This is a genomic window from Streptomyces sp. NPDC033177 (genome assembly GCF_055577715.1).
Genome location: NZ_JBVIPS010000011.1, coordinates 1 through 22,283 on the forward strand (window position 1 = coordinate 1; position 22,283 = coordinate 22,283).

The 22,283-nt window shown below is 69.4% G+C and carries 22 protein-coding genes; 16 read left to right on the forward strand and 6 right to left on the reverse strand.

What is annotated here, in order from left to right; translation table 11 throughout:
- Positions 1 to 116 precede the first annotated feature (116 nt).
- Both dps and ACZ5U5_RS32835 read right to left on the reverse strand, forming a co-directional pair.
- Positions 117 to 677, reverse strand: a complete 561-nt coding sequence (gene dps, locus ACZ5U5_RS32830) for a DNA starvation/stationary phase protection protein Dps (RefSeq protein WP_451211914.1) — start codon at positions 675 to 677, stop codon at positions 117 to 119.
- 120 nt (positions 678 to 797) lie between these two features.
- Positions 798 to 1,664 carry a SigB/SigF/SigG family RNA polymerase sigma factor gene (locus ACZ5U5_RS32835; RefSeq protein WP_469028976.1) on the reverse strand — a complete coding sequence of 289 codons (867 nt, stop codon included), beginning with the start codon at positions 1,662 to 1,664 and terminating at the stop codon, positions 798 to 800.
- A gap of 193 nt (positions 1,665 to 1,857) precedes the next feature.
- Here ACZ5U5_RS32835 and ACZ5U5_RS32840 point away from each other — a divergent pair, with 193 nt between their 5' ends.
- The 8 genes from ACZ5U5_RS32840 to ACZ5U5_RS32875 all read left to right on the forward strand — a co-directional run bounded on the left by ACZ5U5_RS32840 (position 1,858) and on the right by ACZ5U5_RS32875 (position 9,478).
- Positions 1,858 to 2,031: a CsbD family protein gene (locus ACZ5U5_RS32840; protein WP_451211920.1), complete on the forward strand. Its 174-nt coding sequence runs from the start codon at positions 1,858 to 1,860 to the stop codon at positions 2,029 to 2,031.
- A gap of 211 nt (positions 2,032 to 2,242) precedes the next feature.
- Positions 2,243 to 3,235: a sugar ABC transporter substrate-binding protein gene (locus ACZ5U5_RS32845; protein WP_469029783.1), complete on the forward strand. Its 993-nt coding sequence runs from the start codon at positions 2,243 to 2,245 to the stop codon at positions 3,233 to 3,235.
- A gap of 95 nt (positions 3,236 to 3,330) precedes the next feature.
- Entirely contained in the window at positions 3,331 to 4,344 is a 1,014-nt protein-coding gene (locus tag ACZ5U5_RS32850; protein WP_469028980.1) for a sugar ABC transporter substrate-binding protein, read from the forward strand.
- Positions 4,341 to 5,411 carry an ABC transporter permease gene (locus tag ACZ5U5_RS32855; protein WP_469028983.1) on the forward strand — a complete coding sequence of 357 codons (1,071 nt, stop codon included), beginning with the start codon at positions 4,341 to 4,343 and terminating at the stop codon, positions 5,409 to 5,411. Before ACZ5U5_RS32850 ends, ACZ5U5_RS32855 begins: the two co-directional genes overlap by 4 nt.
- On the forward strand, positions 5,408 to 6,235 hold the full coding sequence (locus tag ACZ5U5_RS32860) for an ATP-binding cassette domain-containing protein (RefSeq protein ID WP_469028986.1): 828 nt from the start codon (positions 5,408 to 5,410) through the stop codon (positions 6,233 to 6,235). Before ACZ5U5_RS32855 ends, ACZ5U5_RS32860 begins: the two co-directional genes overlap by 4 nt.
- 138 nt (positions 6,236 to 6,373) lie before the next feature.
- A complete protein-coding gene (locus tag ACZ5U5_RS32865) occupies positions 6,374 to 7,531 on the forward strand; it encodes an ROK family glucokinase (protein ID WP_160508012.1) in 1,158 nt (385 codons plus the stop codon).
- Between the two features lie 4 nt (positions 7,532 to 7,535).
- Positions 7,536 to 8,138 (forward strand): sugar kinase, encoded by a 603-nt coding sequence (locus ACZ5U5_RS32870; protein WP_469028990.1) that lies wholly within the window; start codon positions 7,536 to 7,538, stop codon positions 8,136 to 8,138.
- 53 nt (positions 8,139 to 8,191) lie between these two features.
- On the forward strand, positions 8,192 to 9,478 hold the full coding sequence (locus ACZ5U5_RS32875; RefSeq protein ID WP_469028993.1) for a sulfite oxidase: 1,287 nt from the start codon (positions 8,192 to 8,194) through the stop codon (positions 9,476 to 9,478).
- Between the two features lie 4 nt (positions 9,479 to 9,482).
- Here the strand turns inward: ACZ5U5_RS32875 and ACZ5U5_RS32880 are convergent, their stop codons facing one another.
- Entirely contained in the window at positions 9,483 to 10,418 is a 936-nt protein-coding gene (locus ACZ5U5_RS32880) for an ornithine cyclodeaminase family protein (RefSeq protein ID WP_469028995.1), read from the reverse strand.
- Positions 10,419 to 10,560: 142 nt separating this feature from the next.
- On the opposite strand from ACZ5U5_RS32880, the gene pcaDC reads away from it, so the two are divergent.
- From pcaDC to ACZ5U5_RS32895, 3 genes are read left to right on the forward strand one after another with little or no spacing between them, the layout of a single operon-like run.
- Positions 10,561 to 11,859: a bifunctional 3-oxoadipate enol-lactonase/4-carboxymuconolactone decarboxylase PcaDC gene (gene pcaDC / locus ACZ5U5_RS32885; RefSeq protein ID WP_469028998.1), complete on the forward strand. Its 1,299-nt coding sequence runs from the start codon at positions 10,561 to 10,563 to the stop codon at positions 11,857 to 11,859.
- A 40-nt stretch (positions 11,860 to 11,899) separates the two neighbouring features.
- The gene (locus ACZ5U5_RS32890; protein ID WP_469029786.1) at positions 11,900 to 12,532 is read left to right on the forward strand and encodes an MBL fold metallo-hydrolase; all 633 of its coding nucleotides are present in this window, start codon (positions 11,900 to 11,902) and stop codon (positions 12,530 to 12,532) included.
- A gap of 45 nt (positions 12,533 to 12,577) precedes the next feature.
- On the forward strand, positions 12,578 to 13,357 hold the full coding sequence (locus ACZ5U5_RS32895; protein WP_469029000.1) for an exodeoxyribonuclease III: 780 nt from the start codon (positions 12,578 to 12,580) through the stop codon (positions 13,355 to 13,357).
- Between the two features lie 54 nt (positions 13,358 to 13,411).
- Here the strand turns inward: ACZ5U5_RS32895 and ACZ5U5_RS32900 are convergent, their stop codons facing one another.
- Entirely contained in the window at positions 13,412 to 15,208 is a 1,797-nt protein-coding gene (locus ACZ5U5_RS32900; RefSeq protein ID WP_469029002.1) for an SGNH/GDSL hydrolase family protein, read from the reverse strand.
- Between the two features lie 271 nt (positions 15,209 to 15,479).
- Between ACZ5U5_RS32900 and ACZ5U5_RS32905 the strand changes: the two genes are divergently transcribed.
- The 5 genes from ACZ5U5_RS32905 (at position 15,480) to ACZ5U5_RS32925 (ending at position 19,227) form a co-directional block, all read left to right on the forward strand.
- Positions 15,480 to 15,920 (forward strand): DUF6278 family protein, encoded by a 441-nt coding sequence (locus ACZ5U5_RS32905; RefSeq protein ID WP_469029005.1) that lies wholly within the window; start codon positions 15,480 to 15,482, stop codon positions 15,918 to 15,920.
- Positions 15,921 to 16,041: 121 nt separating this feature from the next.
- Positions 16,042 to 16,785, forward strand: coding sequence for an amino acid ABC transporter ATP-binding protein (locus tag ACZ5U5_RS32910; protein ID WP_453635532.1), 744 nt, complete (start codon positions 16,042 to 16,044; stop codon positions 16,783 to 16,785).
- Positions 16,786 to 16,801: 16 nt separating this feature from the next.
- Complete coding sequence (locus tag ACZ5U5_RS32915; RefSeq protein ID WP_469029007.1) at positions 16,802 to 17,707, forward strand: glutamate ABC transporter substrate-binding protein; 906 nt, start codon at positions 16,802 to 16,804, stop codon at positions 17,705 to 17,707.
- Positions 17,708 to 17,716: 9 nt separating this feature from the next.
- Positions 17,717 to 18,361 (forward strand): amino acid ABC transporter permease, encoded by a 645-nt coding sequence (locus ACZ5U5_RS32920; RefSeq protein WP_469029010.1) that lies wholly within the window; start codon positions 17,717 to 17,719, stop codon positions 18,359 to 18,361.
- A complete protein-coding gene (locus ACZ5U5_RS32925; RefSeq protein ID WP_469029012.1) occupies positions 18,358 to 19,227 on the forward strand; it encodes an amino acid ABC transporter permease in 870 nt (289 codons plus the stop codon). Before ACZ5U5_RS32920 ends, ACZ5U5_RS32925 begins: the two co-directional genes overlap by 4 nt.
- Positions 19,228 to 19,264: 37 nt before the next feature.
- Here ACZ5U5_RS32925 and ACZ5U5_RS32930 read toward each other — a convergent pair whose 3' ends face one another.
- Together ACZ5U5_RS32930 and ACZ5U5_RS32935 are read right to left on the reverse strand one after the other, a co-directional pair.
- Positions 19,265 to 20,860, reverse strand: coding sequence for an alpha/beta fold hydrolase (locus tag ACZ5U5_RS32930; protein WP_469029013.1), 1,596 nt, complete (start codon positions 20,858 to 20,860; stop codon positions 19,265 to 19,267).
- Positions 20,861 to 20,984: 124 nt separating this feature from the next.
- Positions 20,985 to 22,184 carry a L,D-transpeptidase gene (locus ACZ5U5_RS32935; protein ID WP_469029016.1) on the reverse strand — a complete coding sequence of 400 codons (1,200 nt, stop codon included), beginning with the start codon at positions 22,182 to 22,184 and terminating at the stop codon, positions 20,985 to 20,987.
- Between the last annotated feature and the right edge of the window lie 99 nt (positions 22,185 to 22,283).

Genomic DNA, 22,283 nt, shown 5'->3' on the forward strand with positions numbered 1-22,283 from the left:
TCCCCCCCCCCCCTCCTTCTTCCCCCCCCCCCCCCCCCCCCCACCATCCCCCCCCCCCCCCCCCCCCCCCTCCGCCCCCCCCCCCCCCCCCCCCCCCCCCCCCGCCGTAAGGGAGGTCACGCGCCGGAGGACTTCTCGGCGGCCTCGGTCTCGGTGGTGGCGCCGGCCGTGGTCAGCGTGCCGCCGGCCGTCTCCAGGTGGGCCCGGACGAACCACTGGAACTGCTCCAGGGCACGCAGCTGCTCGATCAGCAGATCCTCGGTGGCGGGGTCGATCTCGCCGACCTTCTTGATGGCCGCGCGCACGTCCTGGATGACGCCGGTGTAGACGAGGTCAAGGGCGCCGAGGTGGGCGATGGCATCGGCGCGGCCCACGCTGTAGTCCTCCCACGTGCGCTCCTTGACCAGGGCGCCGGGGGTGCCGTGCGCGATGCCGCCCAGGGCGGCCAGGCGCTCCGCCGTGTCGTCGGCCAGGTCGCGGACCCGGTCGACCTGCGGGTCGAGCATCTGATGCACGGCGATGAAGTGCGGGCCGACCACGTTCCAGTGCACGTGCTTCAACGTGAGGTGGAGATCGTTGAGCGCGTGCAGGCGCTGCTGCAGCAGCTCGATGACCGTGCCGGCCTCCCGCACCGTGATGCCAGGGACGGTGTACTTGGGGGTGGCCTCGGAAGTCAACGGAATGCCTCCTGTCTCGTATGTCCTGTACGGGTTTGTGGCCTGTACTGGCTTATGTCCACCTGGTGCCCCTGGTGGACGCCGCTACACCCGCACCTGCCCGGAAGGTCCGAATCGAAGTCAGTCGTTGGTCATCAGGCCGGCGCGGAGCTTGCCCACGACACGGGTGATCAGCCGGGAGACATGCATCTGCGAGTAGCCGAGCTCGTCGGCGATCTGCTGCTGGGTCTGCTCCTCGACGAAGCGCAGATGGATGAGTGTGCGGTCCCGCTCGTCGAGGTCCGCGATCAGCGGGGCGAGGGAGTGGAAGTTCTCGACGAGCTCGAAGGACTGCTCGTCGACGCCGATGAAGTCGGCGAGCATGGTGTCGGACTCGTCGTCGGCGCCGTTGACCGCGGCGTTCAGGGAGATGGCGTTGTAGCCGTTGGAGGCCTTCTGCGCCTCGGCGACCTCGGACGGCTCGAGCTGCATCAGCTCCGCCAGCTCGGCCGTGGAAGGCAGGCGGCCCAGGCGGGTGCGCAACTCCTCGGTGGCCTTGGACAGTTCGAGACGGGCCTCCTGAAGGCGGCGCGGCACGTGCACGGCCCAGGAGGTGTCGCGGAAGAACCGTTTGATCTCACCGGTGATGTAAGGCACGGCGAAGGAGGTGAACTCGACTTCGCGGGTCAGCTCGAAGCGGTCGATCGCCTTGATCAGGCCGATGGTGCCGACCTGGACGATGTCTTCCATCTCCTGCTGGCCCCGGTGCTTGAACCGAGAGGCCGCGTAGTGCACGAGGGAGAGGTTCATCTCGATCAGGACGTTGCGCACGTACTGGTACTCGTGCGTGCCCTCCTCGAGTTGCGTGAGGCGGTCGAAGAAACGCTTGCCGACCTCCCGCGCGTCCCTCGGCGCGATGGAGGAGGGGTCCGTGTACGCGCGTTCAACGAGGTCCTCCCCGGCCTTGGTGACCGGGTCCTGCGTCTGCTCCTGCGCCGCGGTGATCATGCGTTCCGCTCCTTGTTCAGTTCGAAACTTCCTTCGGCGACGGCCCGTGTACCCCACGGATCGCCACCCACACACACTCATATCTGAACGAAAAAAACGGAGAGAAGTCGCGCGGTGCGGATGTTTGCCGGGCCGCTCGGCGGTCAACCGAAGTGACAGCACACGTAGTCGATGCCAAGGAGCGTGAGCGGCCATGACCGCCAACGAGAAGGCCAAGGCGAAGACCGAGCAGGTCACCGGTGCCGCGAAGGAAGCCGCCGGACGCGCCGTGGGCAACGAACGGCTCACCACCGAAGGCCGGGCCCAGCAGATGAAGGGCGACGCACGTCAGGCCAAGGAGAAGACGAAGGACATCGGCAAGCACTGACCTCACCGGTCACGCAAGCGCTGTTGGGGCGGCCCCGTCTGACGGGGTCGCCCCTTCTGTCGGCTCCGGCTCATCTGATACCAACTCGCCAACGGTCGTAAGAATGTTCTGACAAATCCATTGACGCTGCCGCGCGCCCGCCGCTAGAACTCCCACCAGCCGCACTCGGGCGGCCGGGAGAAGAGGTGGTCCCACCATGCGTAGTCCCACCATGCGTTCCGCACGCAGCGCAGCAGCTCTCGTGGCGGTGCTCGCGCTCGCGGCCGGGTGCAGCGGCTCCGGCGGCAAGGACGACGAGGACAAGTCGGGCGATGGCGGGGGAGGCGGCAAAGGCGTGAACACGCCCCGCCTCAAGATCGCGATGGTCACGCACTCCGGCGAGGGCGACACCTTCTGGGACATCGTGCAGAGCGGCGCCAAGCAGGCGGCCCGCAAGGACAACGTCGAGTTCCTCTACTCCAACGACAAGGAGGCCAAGGGGCAGGCCGAGCTCGTCCAGTCGGCGATCGACAAGAAGGTCGACGGCATCGTCGTGACGCTGGCCAAGCCCGAGGCGATGAAGGCGGTCCTCGGCAAGGCCGAGGCCGCCGGGATACCGGTCGTCACGATCAACTCCGGCGGTGAGTTCTCCGCCGACTTCGGCGCCCTGAGCCACATCGGCCAGGACGAGTCCGTGGCGGGCGAGGCGGTCGGCGACGAGCTCAGCGAGCGCGGCAAGAAGAAGGTGCTCTGCGTCATCCACGAACAGGGCAACGTCTCCCTGGAGCAGCGCTGTGCGGGGGTGAAGAAGACCCTCAAGGGGTCGGTCGAGAACCTCAACGTCGAGGGCACCAACGCGCCCAACGCCCAGTCCTCCATCAGTGCGAAACTCCAGGCGACCAAGGACATCGACGCGGTGGTCACGCTCGGCGCGCCGATCGCCGCCTACTCGGTGAAGGCCAAGGAGGACTCCGGGAGCAAGGCCGAGGTCGCCACCTTCGACCTGAACGCCGAGGTCGTCAAGCGCCTCAAGGCCAAGGAGGTCGGCTTCGCCGTCGACCAGCAGCCCTACCTCCAGGGCTACCTCGCCGTCGACGAGCTGTGGCTCCACAAGACCAACGCGAACGTCCTCGGCGGCGGCAAGCCCGTCCTCACCGGACCCGCGATCGTCACCGAGAAGGACGTACCGAAGCTGGAGAAGTACACCGCCCGCGGCACCCGATGAACACACGCGTGATCCGCGTGGTCGATACTTGGGCGGCTGGGGCCGGGGATCCGGACCGGCCTCACCGAGAAGCAGAGCTAGAAGGGCACGGCGTCGTGGCAAGGGTTCAGACAGGGGTACGTGCGGTGGGCGCCGTGCTGGTCGCGGTGCTCGGGGTATCCCTCGCGGGGTGCAGCAGCACCGGCGGCAAGCGGGCCGAGGACGCGCGCAAGGCGGCATCGGCCCAGGGCAAGGCGGCGGTGAGCACGCCGAGGTGGACGTTCGGCATGGTGACCCACTCGGGTGACGGTGACACGTTCTGGGACATCGTCCAGGAAGGCGCCGAAGAGGCGGCCCGCAAGGACAACATCAAGTTCCTGTACTCCCACAACGCCGAGGCCCAGCAGCAGGCCCAGCTCGTGGACTCGTACATCGACAAGAAGGTCGACGGCATCATCGTCAGCCTCGCCAAGCCCGCCGCGATGAAGGGCGCCCTGGCCCGCGCCAAGAAGGCCGGCATCCCGGTGGTCACCGTGAACTCCGGCTCCGCGGAGTCCAAGGAGTTCGGCGCGCTCACCCACATCGGCCAGGACGAGACGATCGCGGGCGAGGCCGTCGGCGAGGAGCTCAACAAGCGCGGCAAGAAGAAGGCGCTCTGCATCCTGCACGAGCAGGGCAACGTCGGACACGAGCAGCGCTGCGAAGGTGCCGAGAAGACTTTCGACGGCAAGATGCAGAACCTGTACGTGACCGGCACGAACATGCCCGACGTGCAGTCCTCCATCGAGGCCAGGCTCCAGTCCGACAAGTCCGTCGACGCGGTCGTCACGCTCGGCGCGCCCTTCGCGGACACCGCGGTGAAGGCCGCCGACAGCGCGGGCAGCAAGGCCGAGGTCGACACCTTCGACCTGAACGAGAAGGTCGCGGCGGGTCTGAAGGACGGCACGCTCGGCTTCGCCGTCGACCAGCAGCCCTACCTCCAGGGGTACGAGGCCGTGGACCTGCTCTGGCTCTACAAGTACAACGACGACGTGCTCGGCGGCGGCAAGCCGGTCCTCACCGGACCGCAGATCATCACCAAGGACCAGGCCGCCAAGCTGGAGGAATACGCGAAGCGAGGGACGCGATGACAGCCACAGCCCCGGCGCCCGCCCCGTCACCCGGCTCCCCGGACACGAAGACGGACGAGCGCCTCCTGAAGGCCTCGCCGCTGAAGAAGCTGATGGGCCGCCCCGAGCTCGGCTCCGTCGTCGGCGCCATCGCCGTCTTCGTCTTCTTCGCGGTCGCCGCGGACAGCTTCATGCAGGCCACCAGCCTCGCCACGGTGCTCTATGCGGCATCGACGCTCGGCATCATGGCGGTGCCGGTGGCGCTCCTGATGATCGGCGGCGAGTTCGACCTGTCGGCGGGCGTCATGGTGACGAGCTCCGCGCTCATCTCGTCGATGTTCAGCTACCAGATGACGGCGAACGTCTGGGTCGGCGTACTCGTCTCGCTCGTCGTCACCCTCGCGATCGGCGTCTTCAACGGCGTGATGCTGACGCGCACCGACCCGCCGAGCTTCATCATCACGCTCGGTACGTTCCTGATGCTGACCGGCATGAACCTCGGCTTCACCAAGCTGATCAGCGGCACGGTCTCCACGAAGTCGATCGCCGACATGGAGGGCTTCACCTCCGCCAAGGACGTCTTCGCCTCGACGCTCACCATCGGCGGCGTCGACTTCAAGATCACGATTCTGTGGTGGCTCGGCCTGATCGCGGTCGCCACCTGGGTCCTGCTCCGCACCCGAGTCGGCAACTGGATCTTCGCGGTCGGCGGCGGCGAGGACGCGGCCCGCGCGGTCGGTGTCCCGGTCGCGGCGACGAAGATCGGCCTCTACATGGGCGTCGCCTTCGGCGCCTGGATCTCGGGCCAGCACCTGCTCTTCTCGTACGACGTCGTCCAGTCCGGCGAGGGCGTCGGCAACGAACTGATCTACATCATCGCGGCCGTCATCGGCGGCTGTCTGATCACCGGCGGCTACGGCTCCGCGGTCGGCGCGGCCGTGGGCGCCCTCATCTTCGGCATGGTCAGCAAGGGCATCGTGTTCGCCGAGTGGAACCCGGACTGGTTCAAGTTCTTCCTCGGAGTGATGCTGCTCCTGGCGACCCTGCTCAACCACTGGGTCCGCAAGCGCGCGGAGGCGACGAAGTGACCACCGATTCGATCGACGTCACCGACACGGTGCCGGGCCCCGACCCTGAGCGGGCCCCCCTCGTCGAGCTCGACGACGTCAGTAAGTACTACGGCAACATCCGTGCCCTCGAAGGCGTCTCCCTGGAGGTCCACGCGGGCGAGATCTCCTGCGTCCTCGGCGACAACGGCGCGGGCAAGTCGACCCTCATCAAGATCATCGCGGGTCTGCACCAGCACGACGGCGGAACCTTCCGGATCGAGGGCGAGGACGCGAAGCTCGGCACGCCCCGCGACGCGCTGAACCACGGCATCGCCACGGTCTACCAGGACCTCGCCGTGGTCCCGCTGATGCCGGTCTGGCGCAACTTCTTCCTCGGCTCCGAGCCGACGAAGGGCGTGGGCCCCTTCAAGCGCCTCGACGTCGACCTCATGCGCGAGACGACCCGCGCGGAGCTGCTGCGCATGGGCATCGACCTGCGCGACGTCGACCAGCCCATCGGCACCCTGTCGGGCGGCGAGCGCCAGTGCGTGGCGATCGCGCGCGCGGTGTACTTCGGCGCGAAGGTCCTCGTTCTGGACGAGCCCACCGCCGCGCTCGGCGTCAAGCAGTCGGGCGTCGTCCTGAAGTACGTCGCGGCGGCGCGGGACGCGGGTCTCGGAGTGGTCCTGATCACCCACAACCCGCACCACGCCTACCTGGTCGGCAACCGTTTCGTCCTCCTCAAGCGCGGCACGATGTTCGGCAGCTACGCGCGCGACGAGATCACCCTGGACGAGCTGACCCGCCAGATGGCAGGCGGCAGCGAACTGGACGACTTGCGCCACGAACTGGAGAAGCGCTGAGCAACGCCCCGCAGGGGCGCGGGGAACTGCGCGCTCAGCGACAGCGAACCCGCAGGTGAGAGACGGGCAGGCGGGAGCGAGACCGAGCCACGGGACACCGGTGAGCCACAGCGGCAGCGGAATGGCAGAATCGCCGCAATGAGCACCTACCGCGATCTCGCACACCGCGGCTCCGCCCGAGCCACCGTCCTGCGGACCGTGGGCACGCGTGAGCGCCGATCACATCTGACGGCGCCCCGTGTGCCCACCGTCGGCATCGACATCGGCGGCACGAAGGTGATGGCGGGCGTCGTGGACGCCGACGGCAACATCCTGGAGACGCTCCGCACGGAGACCCCGGACAAGTCCAAGAGCCCCAAGGTCGTCGAGGACACCATCGTCGAGCTGGTCCTGGACCTCTCCGACCGACACGACGTGCACGCGGTGGGCATCGGCGCCGCGGGCTGGGTCGACGCGGACCGCAACCGCGTCCTGTTCGCCCCGCACCTGTCCTGGCGCAACGAACCCCTGCGTGACCGCATCTCCGGCCGCCTCGCGGTGCCCGTGCTCGTCGACAACGACGCGAACACCGCCGCGTGGGCGGAATGGCGCTTCGGCGCGGCCCGCGGCGAGGACCACCTGGTCATGATCACGCTCGGCACCGGCATCGGCGGCGCGATCCTGGAGGACGGCCAGGTCAAGCGCGGCAAGTTCGGGGTCGCCGGCGAATTCGGGCACATGCAGGTCGTCCCCGGCGGCCATCGCTGCCCGTGCGGCAACCGCGGCTGCTGGGAGCAGTACAGCTCCGGCAACGCGCTGGTCAGGGAGGCCCGCGAACTCGCCGCCGCCGACTCCCCGGTCGCGTACGGGATCATCGAGCGGGTCAAGGGCAACATCCCCGACATCACCGGACCCCTGATCACGGAGCTGGCCCGCGACGGCGACGCGATGTGCGTCGAGCTCCTCCAGGACATCGGCCAGTGGCTGGGCGTCGGCATCGCGAACCTCGCGGCGGCGCTCGACCCGTCCTGCTTCGTGATCGGCGGCGGTGTGTCGGCCGCCGACGACCTCCTGATCGGTCCGGCCCGCGACGCCTTCCGCCGCCAGCTGACCGGCCGCGGCTACCGCCCCGAGGCCCGTATCGCCCGCGCCCAGCTGGGCCCCGAGGCGGGCATGGTGGGCGCGGCCGACCTGGCCCGTCTGGTGGCCCGCCGCTTCCGCCGCGCCAACCGCCGCCGGGTGGAGCGCCACGAACGGTACGAGCGGTACGTGGAAGCGCGCCGCACCAACGACCGCACCTCTCAGGGAACCCAGTAAACAGATGACCGTCCCCCGCCAGCCCTCGTCCCCGGACTCCGCGGACTCCCCGGATCCCGCCGACGAGGGTGGCCGCCCCCGCGAGGGCCGCCGCCACATGCTCCGCCGCCGCTGGCTGACGGCCACGATCATCGTGCTCCTGATCGGCGTGCCGGCCGGCTATCTGGTGATCTCCGCGAACCAGAGCCGCAACAGCGGCCGCGACAAGGAGGCCAAGTACTCCGCGACCGGCCTCACCGCGGGCTGGCCCTCCAAGGTGCAGCGCCGTCTCTACGACGTACCGATCCCGCACTACTCCCGGGAAGTCGCCTACTACGAGACGAACAACTGGCGCACCAGCCGCCTGTACGCCCAGTTCCTGACCAGCAACGAGGGCCTGGACAAGTTCCTCAAGCAGATCGGCACGAGCACCAAGGCGCTGGAGAAGAACGACATCACCATCAGCAAGCGCGACCGCAAGGTCGTCGGCTGGGAGTTCACGGACCCGGGCCCCTGGCTGGGCCTGACCCATGTGCAGAAGGACCCGGTGCCGACCCTGGACGTGGTGGTGAACCGCGTCAACGCGGAGCACCCGATGGTCTATGTAGTGTCTACGACAACTCCGTAACTGGCGTGTTGCATCGGTGAGTTGACCGAAGGTCCGCTCGTACGATGGCGCCCATGATCTCCAGAGAGACATCCGAAGGGGCATCCGAAGAGGAGTACGACAGACGCCGGCGCGCCCAGTGGCTCGCGGGGGAGGCGCGCGCGGACGGGGTGGCACGCAGGGACATGCTGCGGCTGCTCGCGGCGGCGGGGGCCGCGGCGACGCTGCCGGTGGCGCTGGGCGCACCCCGAGCGCGGGCGGCCGCGGGCGCTGTCGCAGCCGGCATCGTGAAACCGCTCCCCGCGGACCGCTTCACGATCCGCGGCACGAACGCGGAAACGAAGTTCGAGGCGCTGGCGCAGACAGGCTTCCACACCCCCGCGTCGCACTTCTTCGTGCGCAACCACACGGCGACGCCACGCCTGGACGCGAAGACGTGGAGCCTACGGATCTGGGGCGACGGCCTACGGGGCGGCAGGACCTGTGAGTTCACGCTCGCGGACCTCAAACGCCTCCCGTCGACGACTCGCACCGCCCTCGTCGAATGCGCGGGCAACGGCAGGAGCTTCTTCACGACCCAACAGGGGCAGCCGGCCTCCGGTACGGCCTGGACCCTGGGAGCGGTCGGCAACGCGCGCTGGCGCGGCGTGCGCCTCTCCGAGGTCCTGCGCCGGGCAGGCGTCTCCCGCCGAGCGGTGGACGTCATGCCCAGCGGCCTCGACGCGGAGTACGTCACGGACGACGGCACGAACCTGGGCCGGGTCCGCCGCCCGCTGCCGCTCGCCAAGGCGTTGGACGACGTGATCCTGGCGTACGAGATGAACGGCGCTCCGCTCCCCGCGGACCACGGCTACCCGGTGCGGGTCCTGGTCCCGACGTGGGTGGGCATCGCGTCGATCAAATGGGTGGGCGACATCGAGGTCTCGTCCACCCCTCTCTACTCGCCCTGGAACACGCAGTTCTACCGCCTGTTCGGCGACACGTACCCCCCGGAGGGCAGCGCCCCGCTGACCCACCAGACCCTGAAGTCCGCCTTCGAACTCCCTTGGAACGCAAGCCTCCCGGCGTCCACGACCCACCACCTCACCGGCCGCTCATGGTCGGCGACGGGCGCGATCACCCGCGTGGACATCAGTACGGACGAGGGCCGCACCTGGCAACCGGCCCATCTCAAGGACACCCCCCACCGCGCCACATGGACCCGCTGGACCACCCCCTGGCACCCAAGAACCCCGGGCCCGGCCACACTCCTGGCCCGCGCCACGGACACCACGGGCCGAACCCAGCCGGAGACGACGACGCACAACACGCAGGGCTATCTGTTCGACGCGGCGGTGCGGCACGCGGTGAGGGTGGTGTGAGCTCCTAGCCGGTTCGAGCCCCCTCATACACGGCCGCCGCCACCGCCAAGTCCTCCCAGGCCATCCCCGCGGACTTGAACAGTCGAGGTCGGTCATCGGGGATCTTGACCTCTCCCCGTACCAACTCGCCCAGTGACCGCAGGTTCTTCGCGTCGAAGGCACCCGTGGCCGTTGCGAGGATGATGTCGCCGCACTCTCGCAGGGCGACCTCGTGGGATTCCGCGACCACCACCGCGCGGGCCGGCAGGTCCTCGTCGACCTCGCGTGCGTCCGGTTCGTGGGAGCCCACCGCGGCCACCGTCGCGTGGGGTGGGAGCAGGGTGCTGTCGAAGAGCGGTTCGCGGGATGTCGTGCAGCAGCAGACCACGTCGGCGGTCGTGACGTCCGCCGGGGCCGCGGGCGCCGCCGAGAGGCCCGCCTCGCGGCATCGGTCGACGAAGGCCGCGACGCGCTCGGGGTCGCGGGCCACCACGTCCACGTGGGTCAGCGTCGGGCGTACCGCGCGGACCGCCTCCACATGGCCCCAGGCCTGCGGGCCGGTGCCGAAGACCAAGAGGCGGCGGGCGTCCGGGACCGCCAGGTGCTTGATCGCCGCGCCCGACACCGCGGGGGTCCGCAGGGAGGTCAGCGCGATGCCGTCGAGGACGGCCAGGGGCGTGTGGGTCGTGCCGTCCAGGAGGAGGTACAGGCCCTGGACGCGGGGGAGACCGCGGGCCGTGTTCTCCGGGGTGACCGTGGCGATCTTCACCCCGGTGTACGCCCTCGTGGCGGACGGCATCAGGAGCAGTTGGCCGCCCGGTACGTCCACCACTCCCCGCGGCGGCTCCGCCTCCGGGTCCAGGCCCGCCTTGAGGACGGCCTCCACCGCCTCGATCGCCGCGGACATCGGGACGGACCGGGCCATCGCCTCGGCGTCGATGTAGGGCGGGGCCTCACTCATGGCTGGTTCCTTTCGGGGGCGGGCAGTTCAGGAGTATCTGCTCGCATTTGTCGCACGCAATCCCGCGACGGGAACGGCCGTCCCGGCGAGAGCTTGTGCACCCTCTTACTCGCGCGTCAGCTCCGCCCGTTAGCGTAGAGCGGTGAGCGAGACGACTACCCCTGCCCTCCAGTACCGCTTCGACGGCCCCGAAGACGCCCCCGTGCTGATCCTCGGACCCTCGCTCGGAACCACCTGGCACATGTGGGACCGGCAGGTGCCCGAGCTGGTCAAGCAGTGGCGTGTGTTCCGCTTCGACATGCCCGGACACGGGGGCGCCCCCGCGCATCCCTGCGGCTCCGTCGGCGACCTCGTGCAGCGGCTTCTCGTCACGCTCGACGAGGTCGGCGTGCAGCGCTTCGGGTACGCGGGCTGCGCCTTCGGCGGTGCGATAGGGGCCGAGCTCGCCCTGCGGCACCCGCAGCGCGTCGCCTCGCTGGCCCTGATCTCCGCCTCGCCGCGCTTCGGCAGCGCCGACGAGTTCCGCCAGCGCGGGGTGATCGTGCGGAGCAACGGCCTCGACCCCATCGCGCGCACGTCCCCCGAGCGCTGGTTCACGCCCGGCTTCGCCGCCGCGCAGCCCGCGATCACCGACTGGGCCGTACAGATGGTGCGGACGACCGACCCGGGCTGCTACATCGCCGCCTGCGAGGCCCTCGCCGCCTTCGACGTGCGCGCCGAGCTGAGCCGGATAGGGGTGCCCACCCTCGTGCTCGTCGGGTCCGAGGACCAGGTCACCGGGCAGGGCGAGGCCCGCACCCTCGTCGCCGGCATCCCGGACTCCCGCCTCGCCGTGGTGCCGGGGGCCTCCCACCTCGCCCCCGTCGAGCAGCCCGCCGCCGTCACCGACTTGCTCGTACGCCACTTCTCCACCGCCTGGCAGCTCGCGCCCGACGCCACCGGGACGCACGCGGCGATCAGCGCGACGCCGGTCAAGCCGGTGCTCGCCCCGCCGCCGCCCGTCTTCCCCGTGGCCGAGATCGGGCCCATGGAGCAGCCCGAGGCCGTGGGCGACGGCCGCCCCGACCTCTACGAAGCGGGGATCAAGGTCCGCCGCGAGGTGCTCGGTGACGCGCACGTCGACCGCGCGCTCGCCGCCGCCGACGACTTCTCCACGGACTTCCAGGAGCTCATCACGCGCTACGCGTGGGGCGAGGTCTGGAACCGCCCCGGCCTCGACCGGCGTTCCCGCAGCTGCGTCACCCTGACCGCGCTCGTCGCGGGCGGCCACCTCGACGAGCTGGCCTTCCACACCCGCGCCGCCCTGCGCAACGGCCTCACCGCGCAGGAGATCAAGGAAGTGCTGCTCCAAGCGGCCGTCTACTGCGGCGTCCCCGCGGCGAACTCCGCCTTCAAGGTCGCCCAGGCCGTCATCCGCGAGGAAACCACGCCCCCGGAGTGAGGCGTAGCAGGATGGAGGAATGACGACTTCCGCGAAGCGCATCAAGCTCACGAAGAAGACGCACGCCTGTGTCCGCCTGGAGCGGGACGGCCGGAGCCTGGTCATCGACCCGGGCGGCTTCAGCGAACAGGACGCGGCCCTCGGCGCCGACGCGATCCTCGTCACGCACGAGCACCCCGACCACTTCGACGAGGACCGGCTGCGCGCGGGCCTCGAGGCCAACCCCGCGGCCGAGATCTGGACCCTGCGCTCCGTCGCCGAGAAGATCTCGGCGGCCTTTCCGGGGCGGGTGCACACCGTCGGGCACGGTGACACCTTCGAGGCCGCCGGATTCGACGTACAGGTGCACGGCGAACTGCACGCCGTGATCCACCCGGACATCCCGCGGATCACGAACGTCGGTTACCTGGTGGACGGTTCGGTCTTCCACCCGGGCGACGCGCTGACCGTTCCCGAGCAGCCGGTTCAGACGCTGATGCTGCCGGTGATGGCGCCTTGGAGCAAGATCTCCGAGGTCATCGACTACGTGCGCGAGGTCAAGCCGCAGCGCGCCTACGACGTCCACGACGCCCTGCTCACGGACCTGGCCCGGCCGATCTACGACTCGCAGATCGGGTCCCTCGGCGGTGCGGAGCACCTGCGGCTCACGCCGGGGGCGTCCGCCGAGCTGTGACCGGCGGGCCCGGGGCTGTCAGTGGCGTTCGGTAGGTTGGGAAGCATGCGCATTGCCACCTGGAACGTGAACTCGATCACCGCTCGGCTGCCCAGGCTCCTCGCCTGGCTGGAGAGCAGCGGTACGGATGTGCTGTGCATCCAGGAGACCAAGACCACCGCGGAGCAGTTCCCCGCAGCCGAGCTCCGCGAGCTCGGCTATGAGTCGGCGGTGAACGCGACAGGCCGGTGGAACGGCGTCGCGCTGGTCTCCCGCGTGGGCCTCGACGACGTGACGACCGGCCTGCCCGGCGGCCCCGACTACGACGGGGTCCAGGAGCCGCGCGCGATCTCCGCCACCTGCGGCCCGGCGCGTCTCTGGTCGGTGTATGTGCCCAACGGCCGCGAGGTGGACCACGAGCACTTCGCCTACAAGCTGCGGTGGTTCGAGGCGCTGAAGACCGCGGTCGCCGCCGACGCGGCGGGCGCACGGCCCTTCGCGGTCCTCGGGGACTTCAATGTGGCGCCGACCGACGCGGATGTGTGGGACCCCGCCCTGTTCGAGGGCGCCACGCACGTGACCCCCGCCGAGCGCGCGGCCCTCGCGGCACTGCGGGAAGCGGGCCTCTCGGACGTCGTACCGCGCCCCCTGAAGTACGACCACCCGTTCACGTACTGGGACTACCGCCAGCTCGGCTTCCCCAAGAACAAGGGCATGCGCATCGACCTGGTGTACGGGAACGAGGCGTTCGGCAAGGCCGTCTCCGACTCGTACGTGGACCGTGAGGAGCGCAAGGGCAAGGGCGCGTCGGACCACGCGCCGGTCGTCGTGGACCTGGACGTGTGACCCAGGGGCGCCGGCCGGCGAGGGAGACCTCAGGCCGGCGCCACCACCCGGTCCCTACGGCTCGAGCACCCGCAGGTCCACCGACTCCGCGATCGCGGCGAGTCCCGCGTCCCCCGGATGCAGATGGTCCCCGCTGTCGTACGCGGCCAGCATCCGTGCCGGGTTCGCCGGATCCCGCAGCACCGCGTCGAAGTCCAGGACGGCGTCGAAGTCGTCGCCGCCCCGCAGGTAGTCGTTGACCTTCACCCGCTCCGCGTCCGCCGCCGCCGTGCACAGGGACTCGCCCTGGCAGGGCGCGATGGTCGCGGCCACCACGCGCAGGCCCCGCGCACGGGCCCGCTCGGAGATCTCCCGCATACCGGCGATCACCTGATCCGCCGATGCGCCCCACCGCACGTCATTGACACCTTCGAAGACGACGACCGTACGGGCCGACGTCTGGGCGAACACATCACGGTCCAGGCGGTGCAGGGCGCTGACGCCACCGGTGTCGGTGGAGACGCCGTCGCCGGGGTAGCGGTCCGCGACCACGCGGTTCGCCGAGATCCCCTGGTTCAGGACACCGAAGCGCGGCACCTCGTCCTGCTGGAGCAGCCGCGTGGCGAGGACATTGGGCCAGCGGTGGTTCGCGTCCTGCGTCGACTTCACCCCGTCCGTGATGGAGTCGCCGAGCAGCACCACCGACCCGGGACCGCCGCCCACGTCGACACCCGTGAGCAGCGGCCAGGTCGTGATCGTCGAGGTGTACGCCGCCGGGGAGTCGTCCGCCGCGTGGTCGCCGGGGCCGCTCACGTACGAGCGCTGGATGGCCTGGCTGTGCACGGGGGCGGTCGTCACCGTCTCCGGGAGGTGGAAGCTCACCAGGAGGTTGGTGTCCTCGGGCACGTCGAAGTCGAGCGGATCGCTGAACGCCTGGGCGCCCGCGGGGACTTCGGTGCCCGCCTCGCCGCGGAAGGACAGCGACTGGGGCTCGCCCCGCGCTCCCGCCCCGGACTCCTGCACCGCCACCGTCGCGCTCCCGATGCGCACCGGGGCCGAGGCGAAGGTGTTGTCGAGCCGGATCCGCACCCGCGGCCCGCCGGTGCTGGTGTGGACGACCAGTCGCACGGTCCGGTCGGTCCACGGGCCCACCGCCGTGTAACCGGCCGTCGACGTCGACCAGCTTCCGGTCCACCCCTTGGCCGGCTGCCGCACGGAGAGCGCGAAGACGTGCAGATCCGGGGCGCCCGGGTCCTTCGGCAGGGTCACCGAGGCGACCTCGCGCCCGCGCGCCACCGGCACGGTCACCACGTACAGCCGTGTCTTCTCGGCGAGTTGACCGCCCGGAGTGTTCAGATGCGGCAGCGCGACCGCCTTCGTGGCGAGCGGGCCCGAGCGCCAGTCCGGCGCCGTCAGTCGGTACGTCTTCTTCCCGCCGTCCCGGTAGCGCACCGCCCCCGTGCCGCTCGCGTCTCCGCCCGTGCCCGCGACGAGGAACGCCAGGGCGTCCCCGCGTCCGCGTACCCGCACGGACTGCCCGTCGGCGCGGACGTTGTCCTTCTCGCCCGCGGCCGTGCGCGGCAGGGTCAGCCGTGCCCCGTCCACGGCGAGCGAACGGCCCGGGGTCCAGCCCGCCGCGGCCAGATCCCGCGCCGAGAGCGAACCGCCCGAGCCGTCGAAGTCCGCGTCACCGGGCCGCGCGTCATCACTGATCGCCCGGTTGTCGAAGAGCCGCTCCAAAGGGAGCGGCCCGGGTCTGTGCGGTGCGGCCTGCGCCGTCGCCACGGGCACGGCGCCGCAGATCACCGCGAGTACGGCGGCCGCACCCCAGATACGTGAGATACGCGAGGTACGCGAACTGCGTGGACGCACACCAGACCCCTCCCCTTGGCTGAAGCTAGAGCTGACGTGACGACAGGTGCGCCATGAAGCTAAGGAGGCGGAAGAGAAGCGTCAATGAGGTACGCGTGAACATGACCCGAACTCGCCGGGATGCCGTATCCAACCGGGTGGCACGCGCTGCTCACCGACGCGCTCCGGCAGTCCGTCCCCATGTGAGGGGATTCGCATGATTCCGTGATCAACTGATGCAAGTTACATTCGTTGGACCGGGAGCAGAGGCACCCTCACGGAGAGGCCGATCATGAACATCTCCTTCTTCGACAGGTGGCGCAGACAGCAGCCCGCCGACCGGAGCCCAGGACTCGCCTCGGCGTTCGACGAGGACCCGGCCGGGGTGGCCGAACTCCTCGCCGAATGCGAGCTCCTGCGCTCCCAGGCAGCCGCAGCCGGGCTCGAACTCGACGACTCCCCGGGCTCGTTGACCGCGCTCGACCAGGTGCTTCCACGCTGGCGGGACGACCCCGAGCTGCTGCCCTGGCTCGGCAACGACGCGGGTCTTTACCTCGGTTCGGTCATCGTCCGCGCGGTGTCCGGCGCCACCTGGCACGTCTGGCCCGGCGGCAGCCCCGTCGTGCTGCTGGCGTCGGGGCGGGAGATCCAGGTGGTCGAGGCGGGGCTCGACTGGGCGGTGACGGGTGCTCCCGAGCTGTCCCAGGTCTACGCGGAGGCGTCGGAGGCGTAGCCGCGGGATGACGTAACTGGAAATACGGTTAATGCCCATACGTGCGTGTCGTCCAGTAAGTCCCGTTTTCGCGTGGATAGTTTGCGCGGACCGACACCGCCGAGAGTGGGCAGGGCAGGGCATGGCCGTCGATCCGCTGATCGAGCTGCGTGATGTGAACAAGTACTACGGGGAGCTGCATGTCCTTCAGGACATCAACCTCACCGTCGGCAAGGGGGAGGTGGTCGTGGTCATCGGCCCGTCAGGGTCGGGGAAATCCACGCTCTGCAGAACGATCAACCGGCTGGAGACGATCCAGTCGGGAGCCATCGCACTGGACGGGCAGCCGCTTCCGGAAGAGGGCAAGGCGCTGGCCTCGCTCCGTGCCGACGTAGGCATGGTGTTCCAGTCCTTCAACCTCTTCGCGCACAAGACAGTGCTGCAGAACGTCTCCCTCGCGCCGGTCAAGGTGCGGGGCAAGAAGAAGGACGACGCCACGCGGCGCTCCCGTGAGCTCCTCGACCGGGTGGGCCTCGCGACCCAGGCCGACAAGTACCCGGCGCAGCTCTCGGGCGGCCAGCAACAGCGCGTGGCCATCGCACGCGCGCTCGCCATGGAGCCCAAGGTGATGCTCTTCGACGAGCCGACGTCGGCCCTCGACCCCGAGATGATCAATGAAGTGCTCGAGGTCATGCAGGGCCTCGCCCGCGACGGCATGACCATGGTCGTCGTCACCCACGAGATGGGCTTCGCCCGTTCGGCCGCCAACCGTGTCGTCTTCATGGACGCCGGCCGCATCGTCGAGGACCGCGCCCCCGAGGACTTCTTCAGCAACCCGGAGAGCGACCGCGCCAAGGACTTCCTCTCCAAGATCCTGAAGCACTGACGGGAGGCCCGCCATGATGCGTACGACACGTCTGCTCGCGGCGCTCGTCCTCGCCGCCTGTGCCGCGACCGCCTGCGGCAAGGAGGGCAGCCCCCCGGTGAAGGGGCCGCAGCCCGACGAACTGCCCAAGTACCAGGTGGCGAAGGGGTTCACGCTGCCGGACTCCGGCACCTGGAAGAAGGCGAAACGGCGCGGTCACCTCGTCGTCGGCGCCAAGGAGGACCAGCCGTTCCTCGGCGAGAAGAACCCCGCCACCGGGCAGTACTCCGGCTTCGACATCGAGATCGCCAAGATGGTCGCGGCCTCGCTCGGCTTCGAACCCCAGTCGACCACCTTCAAGACGATCGCGTCGGCGAACCGCGAGACCGCCCTGCAGAACGGGCAGATCGACTACTACGTCGGCACCTACACCATCAACGACCTCCGCAAGAAGCTCGTCGGCTTCGGCGGTCCCTACTACATGGCGGGACAGGGCCTCCTCGTGCGCACCGACGAGGACGACATCAAGGGGCCGCAGGACCTGGACGGCAAGAAGGTCTGTTCGGCGGCCGGGTCGACCCCCTACCAGCGCATCCAGAAGGACTACCCGAAGGCGACGCTCGTCGCGTACGACACCTACTCGGTCTGCGTCGACAACCTGCTGACCTATCAGGTCGACGCCGTCACCACCGACGACGCCATCCTCATCGGGTACGCGGCCAAGGTGCCCGACGAGCTCAAGGTGGTCGGCAAGCCGTTCTCGAAGGAGCCCTACGGCATCGGCGTGCCCAAGGGCGACAACGCCCTGCGGTTCGCCGTCGACGACGCGCTGGCCGCCCGGGAGAAGAACGGCGACTGGAAGAAGGCCTACGACGCCACCCTCGGCCTCTCCGGGGTCCCGGCGCCGAAGCCGCCCGCCATCGACCGCTACCCGGCGAGCTGAGGAGGCGTCGTGGACGTACTGACAGACAACTTCTCCACCTTCGGCAAGGGGTTCGTCGGCACCGTCGAACTCACCGTGTACTCGTCGATCCTGGCCCTGGTGCTCGGCTTCGTGATGGCGTCGTTCCGGGTGGCGCCGGTCGGTTCCTTCCGGGCGTTCGGCACCGCCTGGGTGACGGTCCTGCGCAACACCCCGCTCACGCTGCTCTTCTTCGCGGTGCTGCTCGGACTCCCGCGCTTCGGACTCGTCCTGCCCTTCAAGGTGTTCGCGGTCCTCGCGCTGGGCTGCTACACCTCCGCCTTCATCTGTGAGGCACTGCGTTCGGGCATCAACACCGTCCCCAAGGGCCAGGGCGAGGCTGCCCGCAGCCTGGGGATGTCCTTCGGGCAGACGCTGTCGATGGTCGTGCTCCCGCAGGCCTTCCGGTCCGTCATTCCGCCGGTCGGCTCCACCCTCATCGCCCTCGCCAAGAACTCCGCCATCGCGGGCGCGTTCAGCGTCACCGAGCTGCTCGGCTCGTACAAGACGCTCAGTGAGCTCGGCTACAACATCATCTGGACGTTCGTCTGGATCGCCGTCGGCTACCTGATCATCACCCTCGCCATCAGCGCCGTGTTCAACGTCCTCGAGAAGCGCTGGGGAGTCGCCCGATGAAAGCCCTCTCCCACGAATCCACCGCCCTCTACGACGTGCCGGGGCCCAGGACCGAGCGCAGACACCGGCTCTACGGTCTGCTCTCCACCGTGGTCCTGCTCGCCCTGGTCGGCTGGCTCGTCTACCTGCTCTTCGACACCGACCAGTTCACCGCGACCAAGTGGACGCCCTTCGAGTACAAGGGCATCCAGGAACTCCTCCTGAAGGGCCTGGGGAACACCCTCAAGGCCTTCGCCATCTCGGCGGTGCTCGCGCTCGCGCTCGGCGGACTGCTCGCCATGGGGCGGCTCTCCGACCACCGTCCCGTGCGCTGGCTGGCCACGCTTCTCGTGGAGTTCTTCCGCGCGATGCCGGTCCTGGTGATGATCTTCTTCGTCTTCGTGGCGCTGAAGGTCCAGCCGCTGCCGGCCCTGGTCACCGGACTCACGCTCTACAACGGCTCGGTGCTCGCCGAGGTCTTCCGTTCGGGCGTGAACTCCGTGGAGCGCGGGCAGCGCGAGGCGGCGTACGCGCTCGGGATGCGCAAGACACAGGTCATGACGCACGTCCTGGTGCCCCAGGCCGTGCGTGCCATGCTGCCCGCCATCATCAGCCAGTTGGTGGTGGCGCTCAAGGACACGTCGCTCGGCTATCTGATCACCTACGAGGAGTTCCTCCACGCCGGGAAGCTGATCGCGTCGAACCTCGACTACGATCTACCTTTCATCCCCGTGGTTCTGGTGATCTCGCCGATCTACATCGGGATGTGCATGCTGCTCTCGTGGTTCGCCCAGTGGGTGTCCAAACGACAGCGGCGCAATCCCAAGACCGAGGCCGCGGACGTGGCCCCGGCCGAACCAGGGACGCTGCTGCCGGGTCCGCAGTAGCTAAAGGGGCCAGGGCCCACCCGGCAGCAGCCGGTGATCACTGTTCGCGCAGCGGGACCGACACGTACGACGGGTCGGACGCGGGCGAGGAGAAGGTCAGCTGCGCGCCGGACGGGTTGTGCTCGATGTAGAGCGGGTCGACCGTGTCGACCACCAGGGCGAGCCTGTGTCCTGCCGGGACGTCGTAGGCCGTGGAGAACAACTCCAGGTCCACGCCGAACGGTTGGCCGGGGGTCTTGCCGTGGAAGGTGTACGGCGCGTTGCTGACCAGCTTGCCGAGGCCGAGCGGGCCCACGTCGTAGAGGTACGCGACGAGGGTGCCGCTCTCCTTGGTGCTGGAGAGCGTGGTGTGCAGCTTCGCCGTCCCGCGCACCCGCTGGGCCGTGCCGTACTTCTCGGACTGCCAGACGCCCGCGTAGCGCCGCGGCAGCAGCGGCATCGAGGCGACCGGCGGGATCTTGAGGAACTGGTCGAGGGCGTTGGAGAGCAGTACCGTGCCGCCGTTGGCGCCCGAGTCCACGTTCGTGCGCAGCGTGGTGGAGCCCGCCAGGTCGATCTTCTTCTTCGTCGCGCCGACGGACTTCCAGTCGGGATAGCCCTCGTAGCCGCCGGTGGAGCGGGACTTGAGCTGGACGGGCTGCTCGGTGTCGACGCCGTTCTTCTCGCCCTTGAGGTAGCGGTCGAACCAGCGCTGGGTCGAGGTCCAGGTGTCGTTGGGCAGCCCGAGCAGACCGGTCAGTTCGGCGGTCGCGTGGTCTCCGGGGCGGAATTCGAGTCGCTTGGGGCCCGTCAACTGCTCGTAGAACTCGGCGTATTGGTTGGGCGGGAAGATCGTGTCGCCCCAGGCGTTGCCCAGCATGACGGCCGCGCCGTTCTTGTTGATCTGGTCGATGTAGGTCGCGGGGGAGCGCTTGGCGCCCCACGCGATCATCTCGTCCTCCTGGTCCAGGTTGGACCCGAGGAAGTCCTTGAGCGTCTGCTGGAGTTCAGGGCTCGGGCGGCCCGTGAGGACGCCCGCGCCGCCGAGCAGCCCGGCGGCCTGGCGGTGCTGGGTGCGGCCGCTGTAGATCGAGTCGATGAGGTCGCCCCAGCCGCTGAGCGCGGCCACGGCCTTGATCCGCTTGTCGTGGCCCGCGGCGAGCAGGCTGATGCCCGCGCCGTACGAGACGCCGCCCATGCCGATCTTGCCGGGGTCGGCCGGGGTGTTCGCCAGGGTCCAGTCGATGACCTTCGAGGCGTCGGCGATGTCCTCGGGGCCGCCGGTCTCGATCTCGCCGCCGGACTGCCAGAAGCCGCGCGAGTTGTAACTGACCACGACATAGCCGGAGTTCGCGAGCTTCTGGGCCTGCGCGACGTACTCGACCTGGGGCATGGCCCAGCTGGTGGGCAGCACGATCGCGGGGTACTTGCTGCCCGCCTCCGCGCCCTTGGGGGTGAAGACGTTGGCCTTGAGGATCGTGCCGCCGTCGCCGGGGATGTCGACGAAGCGGACGTCCGCAGCGCTTGCCGCCTGTGGAGCGGCCGCCGGAGCGGCTTGGGCGGCCGGGGCGAGGCCGAAGGCGGCGCCGGCGACGAGAGTCGCCGACACGGCGCCCACGGTGGTCGTACGCAGTGCCTTGCGCGGTTGTCCCACGGGTCACTCCTTACTCGTGCAAGCAAAGTGACCCGACGGTAACCGTGTCGGCTTACCGGTGGTAACCCGTCGGTAAGTTACGCACCGGTAACGATTGTTGAGCTGTGTACCTTCGCGGCGGCCCTCAGTTCAGCGCGCTCTTCGTCTGCCAGTCGGACCAGGAGATGTTCCACTCGCCGTAGCCGTTGCCCGGGTCGGGAACGCCCTTCGAGCCGCTGCCGGAGACCTCGAAGGGGTCGCCGACCTGGACCTGGCCGTAGAGCCACGAGGCGTCGCCGTCGCTCATGCCGATGCAGCCCGAGCTGTGGTTGGTGTTGCCGAAGAACCGGGCGTTCCAGGGGGCCGCGTGCGCGTACATGCCCGACCAGGTCAGGCGCATCGAGTTGTCGACCATCTTGTCGTAGGCGTCGCCGAGGCCGACCGTCTCGGAGCGCATGTTGATCGTGCCCTCCTTGGCCATCAGGACGGACGTGCCGCCCCAGGACGCCTTGTCGCCGCCGGGGGTGCCCGCCGACATCGGGACGGTCCGCACGCTCTTCCCGTCGCGCACGAGTGTGGCCTGCTTGCTGTCGAGGTCGACCTTGACCTGCTGGCTCTTGCCCACCGTGAAGCCGGTCGCGTAGTCGCGGACGAACCAGCCGCCGTCGGTGCCGGAGTCGACCCCGCCGAGCCGTGCGTCGAGCTTCACCTTCGTGCCGGACTCCCAGTAGTCCTTGGGGCGCCAGTCGATGCGGTCCTTGCCGTCGTAGTTCTTGATCCAGCCCCAGGACCCGGTCGTGTCGTTCGAGGTCGTCACCTTGAGGTGCTTCTCAACCTCCGCCTTGTTCTTCACCGGGTGGTCGAAGACGACCGACAGGGGCTGCGCGACACCGACCGTGGTGTCCTTGCCGGGGGTCAGCGACAGCTTGTTGACCTGCTCCGGAGCGGCCGTCCTGAAGGAGGCCCGCGCGCTGGTGCCCTCGTCCGTCGTCGCCTTCACCTTGTACGAGGTGCCGGGCACCGCCGTGCGGTCCGAGGTCCAGGTGGTGCCGTTCGCGGCGACCTTGCCGGTGAGCTTCGCGCCCTTCGCGTCGGTCACCGTGACCTGCTTCAGCTTGCCGTCGGCCAGCTTCACCTTGACCGGGGAGCCCGCCTTGGCCTGCTTGCCCTGCAAGTTGACGGATATGTCCGGCTTGTCCGCTGCCGTGTCGGCGGACGCGGGGGAGCTGCCCGAACAGGCGGTCAGGGTGGCGGTCAGCGCCGCCAGGCCCGCGGCCGCGACCGCGGCCCCGGTGTGGCGGGAGCGTATCGGGCGTCGGCGACTATACGAGCTCAGGGGCCTCAAGGGAACGTACCTCCGTGCGAATGTGGAACTGCACGGTGAGAGGGCCAAAGGTCCCGGTGGGTTGCCTCTTGCCCCGAATTTCCCGACTAGGTCACAGAG

Coding starts and splice junctions, on each gene's coding strand:
- ACZ5U5_RS32870 (WP_469028990.1), top strand. CDS start 7,536: ATGACCGTCCCCCGCCAGCCCTCGTCCCCGGACTCCGCGGACTCCCCG.
- ACZ5U5_RS32865 (WP_160508012.1), top strand. CDS start 6,374: ATGAGCACCTACCGCGATCTCGCACACCGCGGCTCCGCCCGAGCCACC.
- ACZ5U5_RS32925 (WP_469029012.1), top strand. CDS start 18,358: ATGAAAGCCCTCTCCCACGAATCCACCGCCCTCTACGACGTGCCGGGG.
- ACZ5U5_RS32915 (WP_469029007.1), top strand. CDS start 16,802: ATGCGTACGACACGTCTGCTCGCGGCGCTCGTCCTCGCCGCCTGTGCC.
- ACZ5U5_RS32905 (WP_469029005.1), top strand. CDS start 15,480: ATGAACATCTCCTTCTTCGACAGGTGGCGCAGACAGCAGCCCGCCGAC.
- ACZ5U5_RS32880 (WP_469028995.1), bottom strand. CDS start 10,418: ATGAGTGAGGCCCCGCCCTACATCGACGCCGAGGCGATGGCCCGGTCC.
- ACZ5U5_RS32835 (WP_469028976.1), bottom strand. CDS start 1,664: ATGATCACCGCGGCGCAGGAGCAGACGCAGGACCCGGTCACCAAGGCC.
- ACZ5U5_RS32895 (WP_469029000.1), top strand. CDS start 12,578: ATGCGCATTGCCACCTGGAACGTGAACTCGATCACCGCTCGGCTGCCC.
- ACZ5U5_RS32845 (WP_469029783.1), top strand. CDS start 2,243: ATGCGTTCCGCACGCAGCGCAGCAGCTCTCGTGGCGGTGCTCGCGCTC.
- ACZ5U5_RS32910 (WP_453635532.1), top strand. CDS start 16,042: ATGGCCGTCGATCCGCTGATCGAGCTGCGTGATGTGAACAAGTACTAC.
- ACZ5U5_RS32855 (WP_469028983.1), top strand. CDS start 4,341: ATGACAGCCACAGCCCCGGCGCCCGCCCCGTCACCCGGCTCCCCGGAC.
- ACZ5U5_RS32840 (WP_451211920.1), top strand. CDS start 1,858: ATGACCGCCAACGAGAAGGCCAAGGCGAAGACCGAGCAGGTCACCGGT.
- ACZ5U5_RS32875 (WP_469028993.1), top strand. CDS start 8,192: ATGATCTCCAGAGAGACATCCGAAGGGGCATCCGAAGAGGAGTACGAC.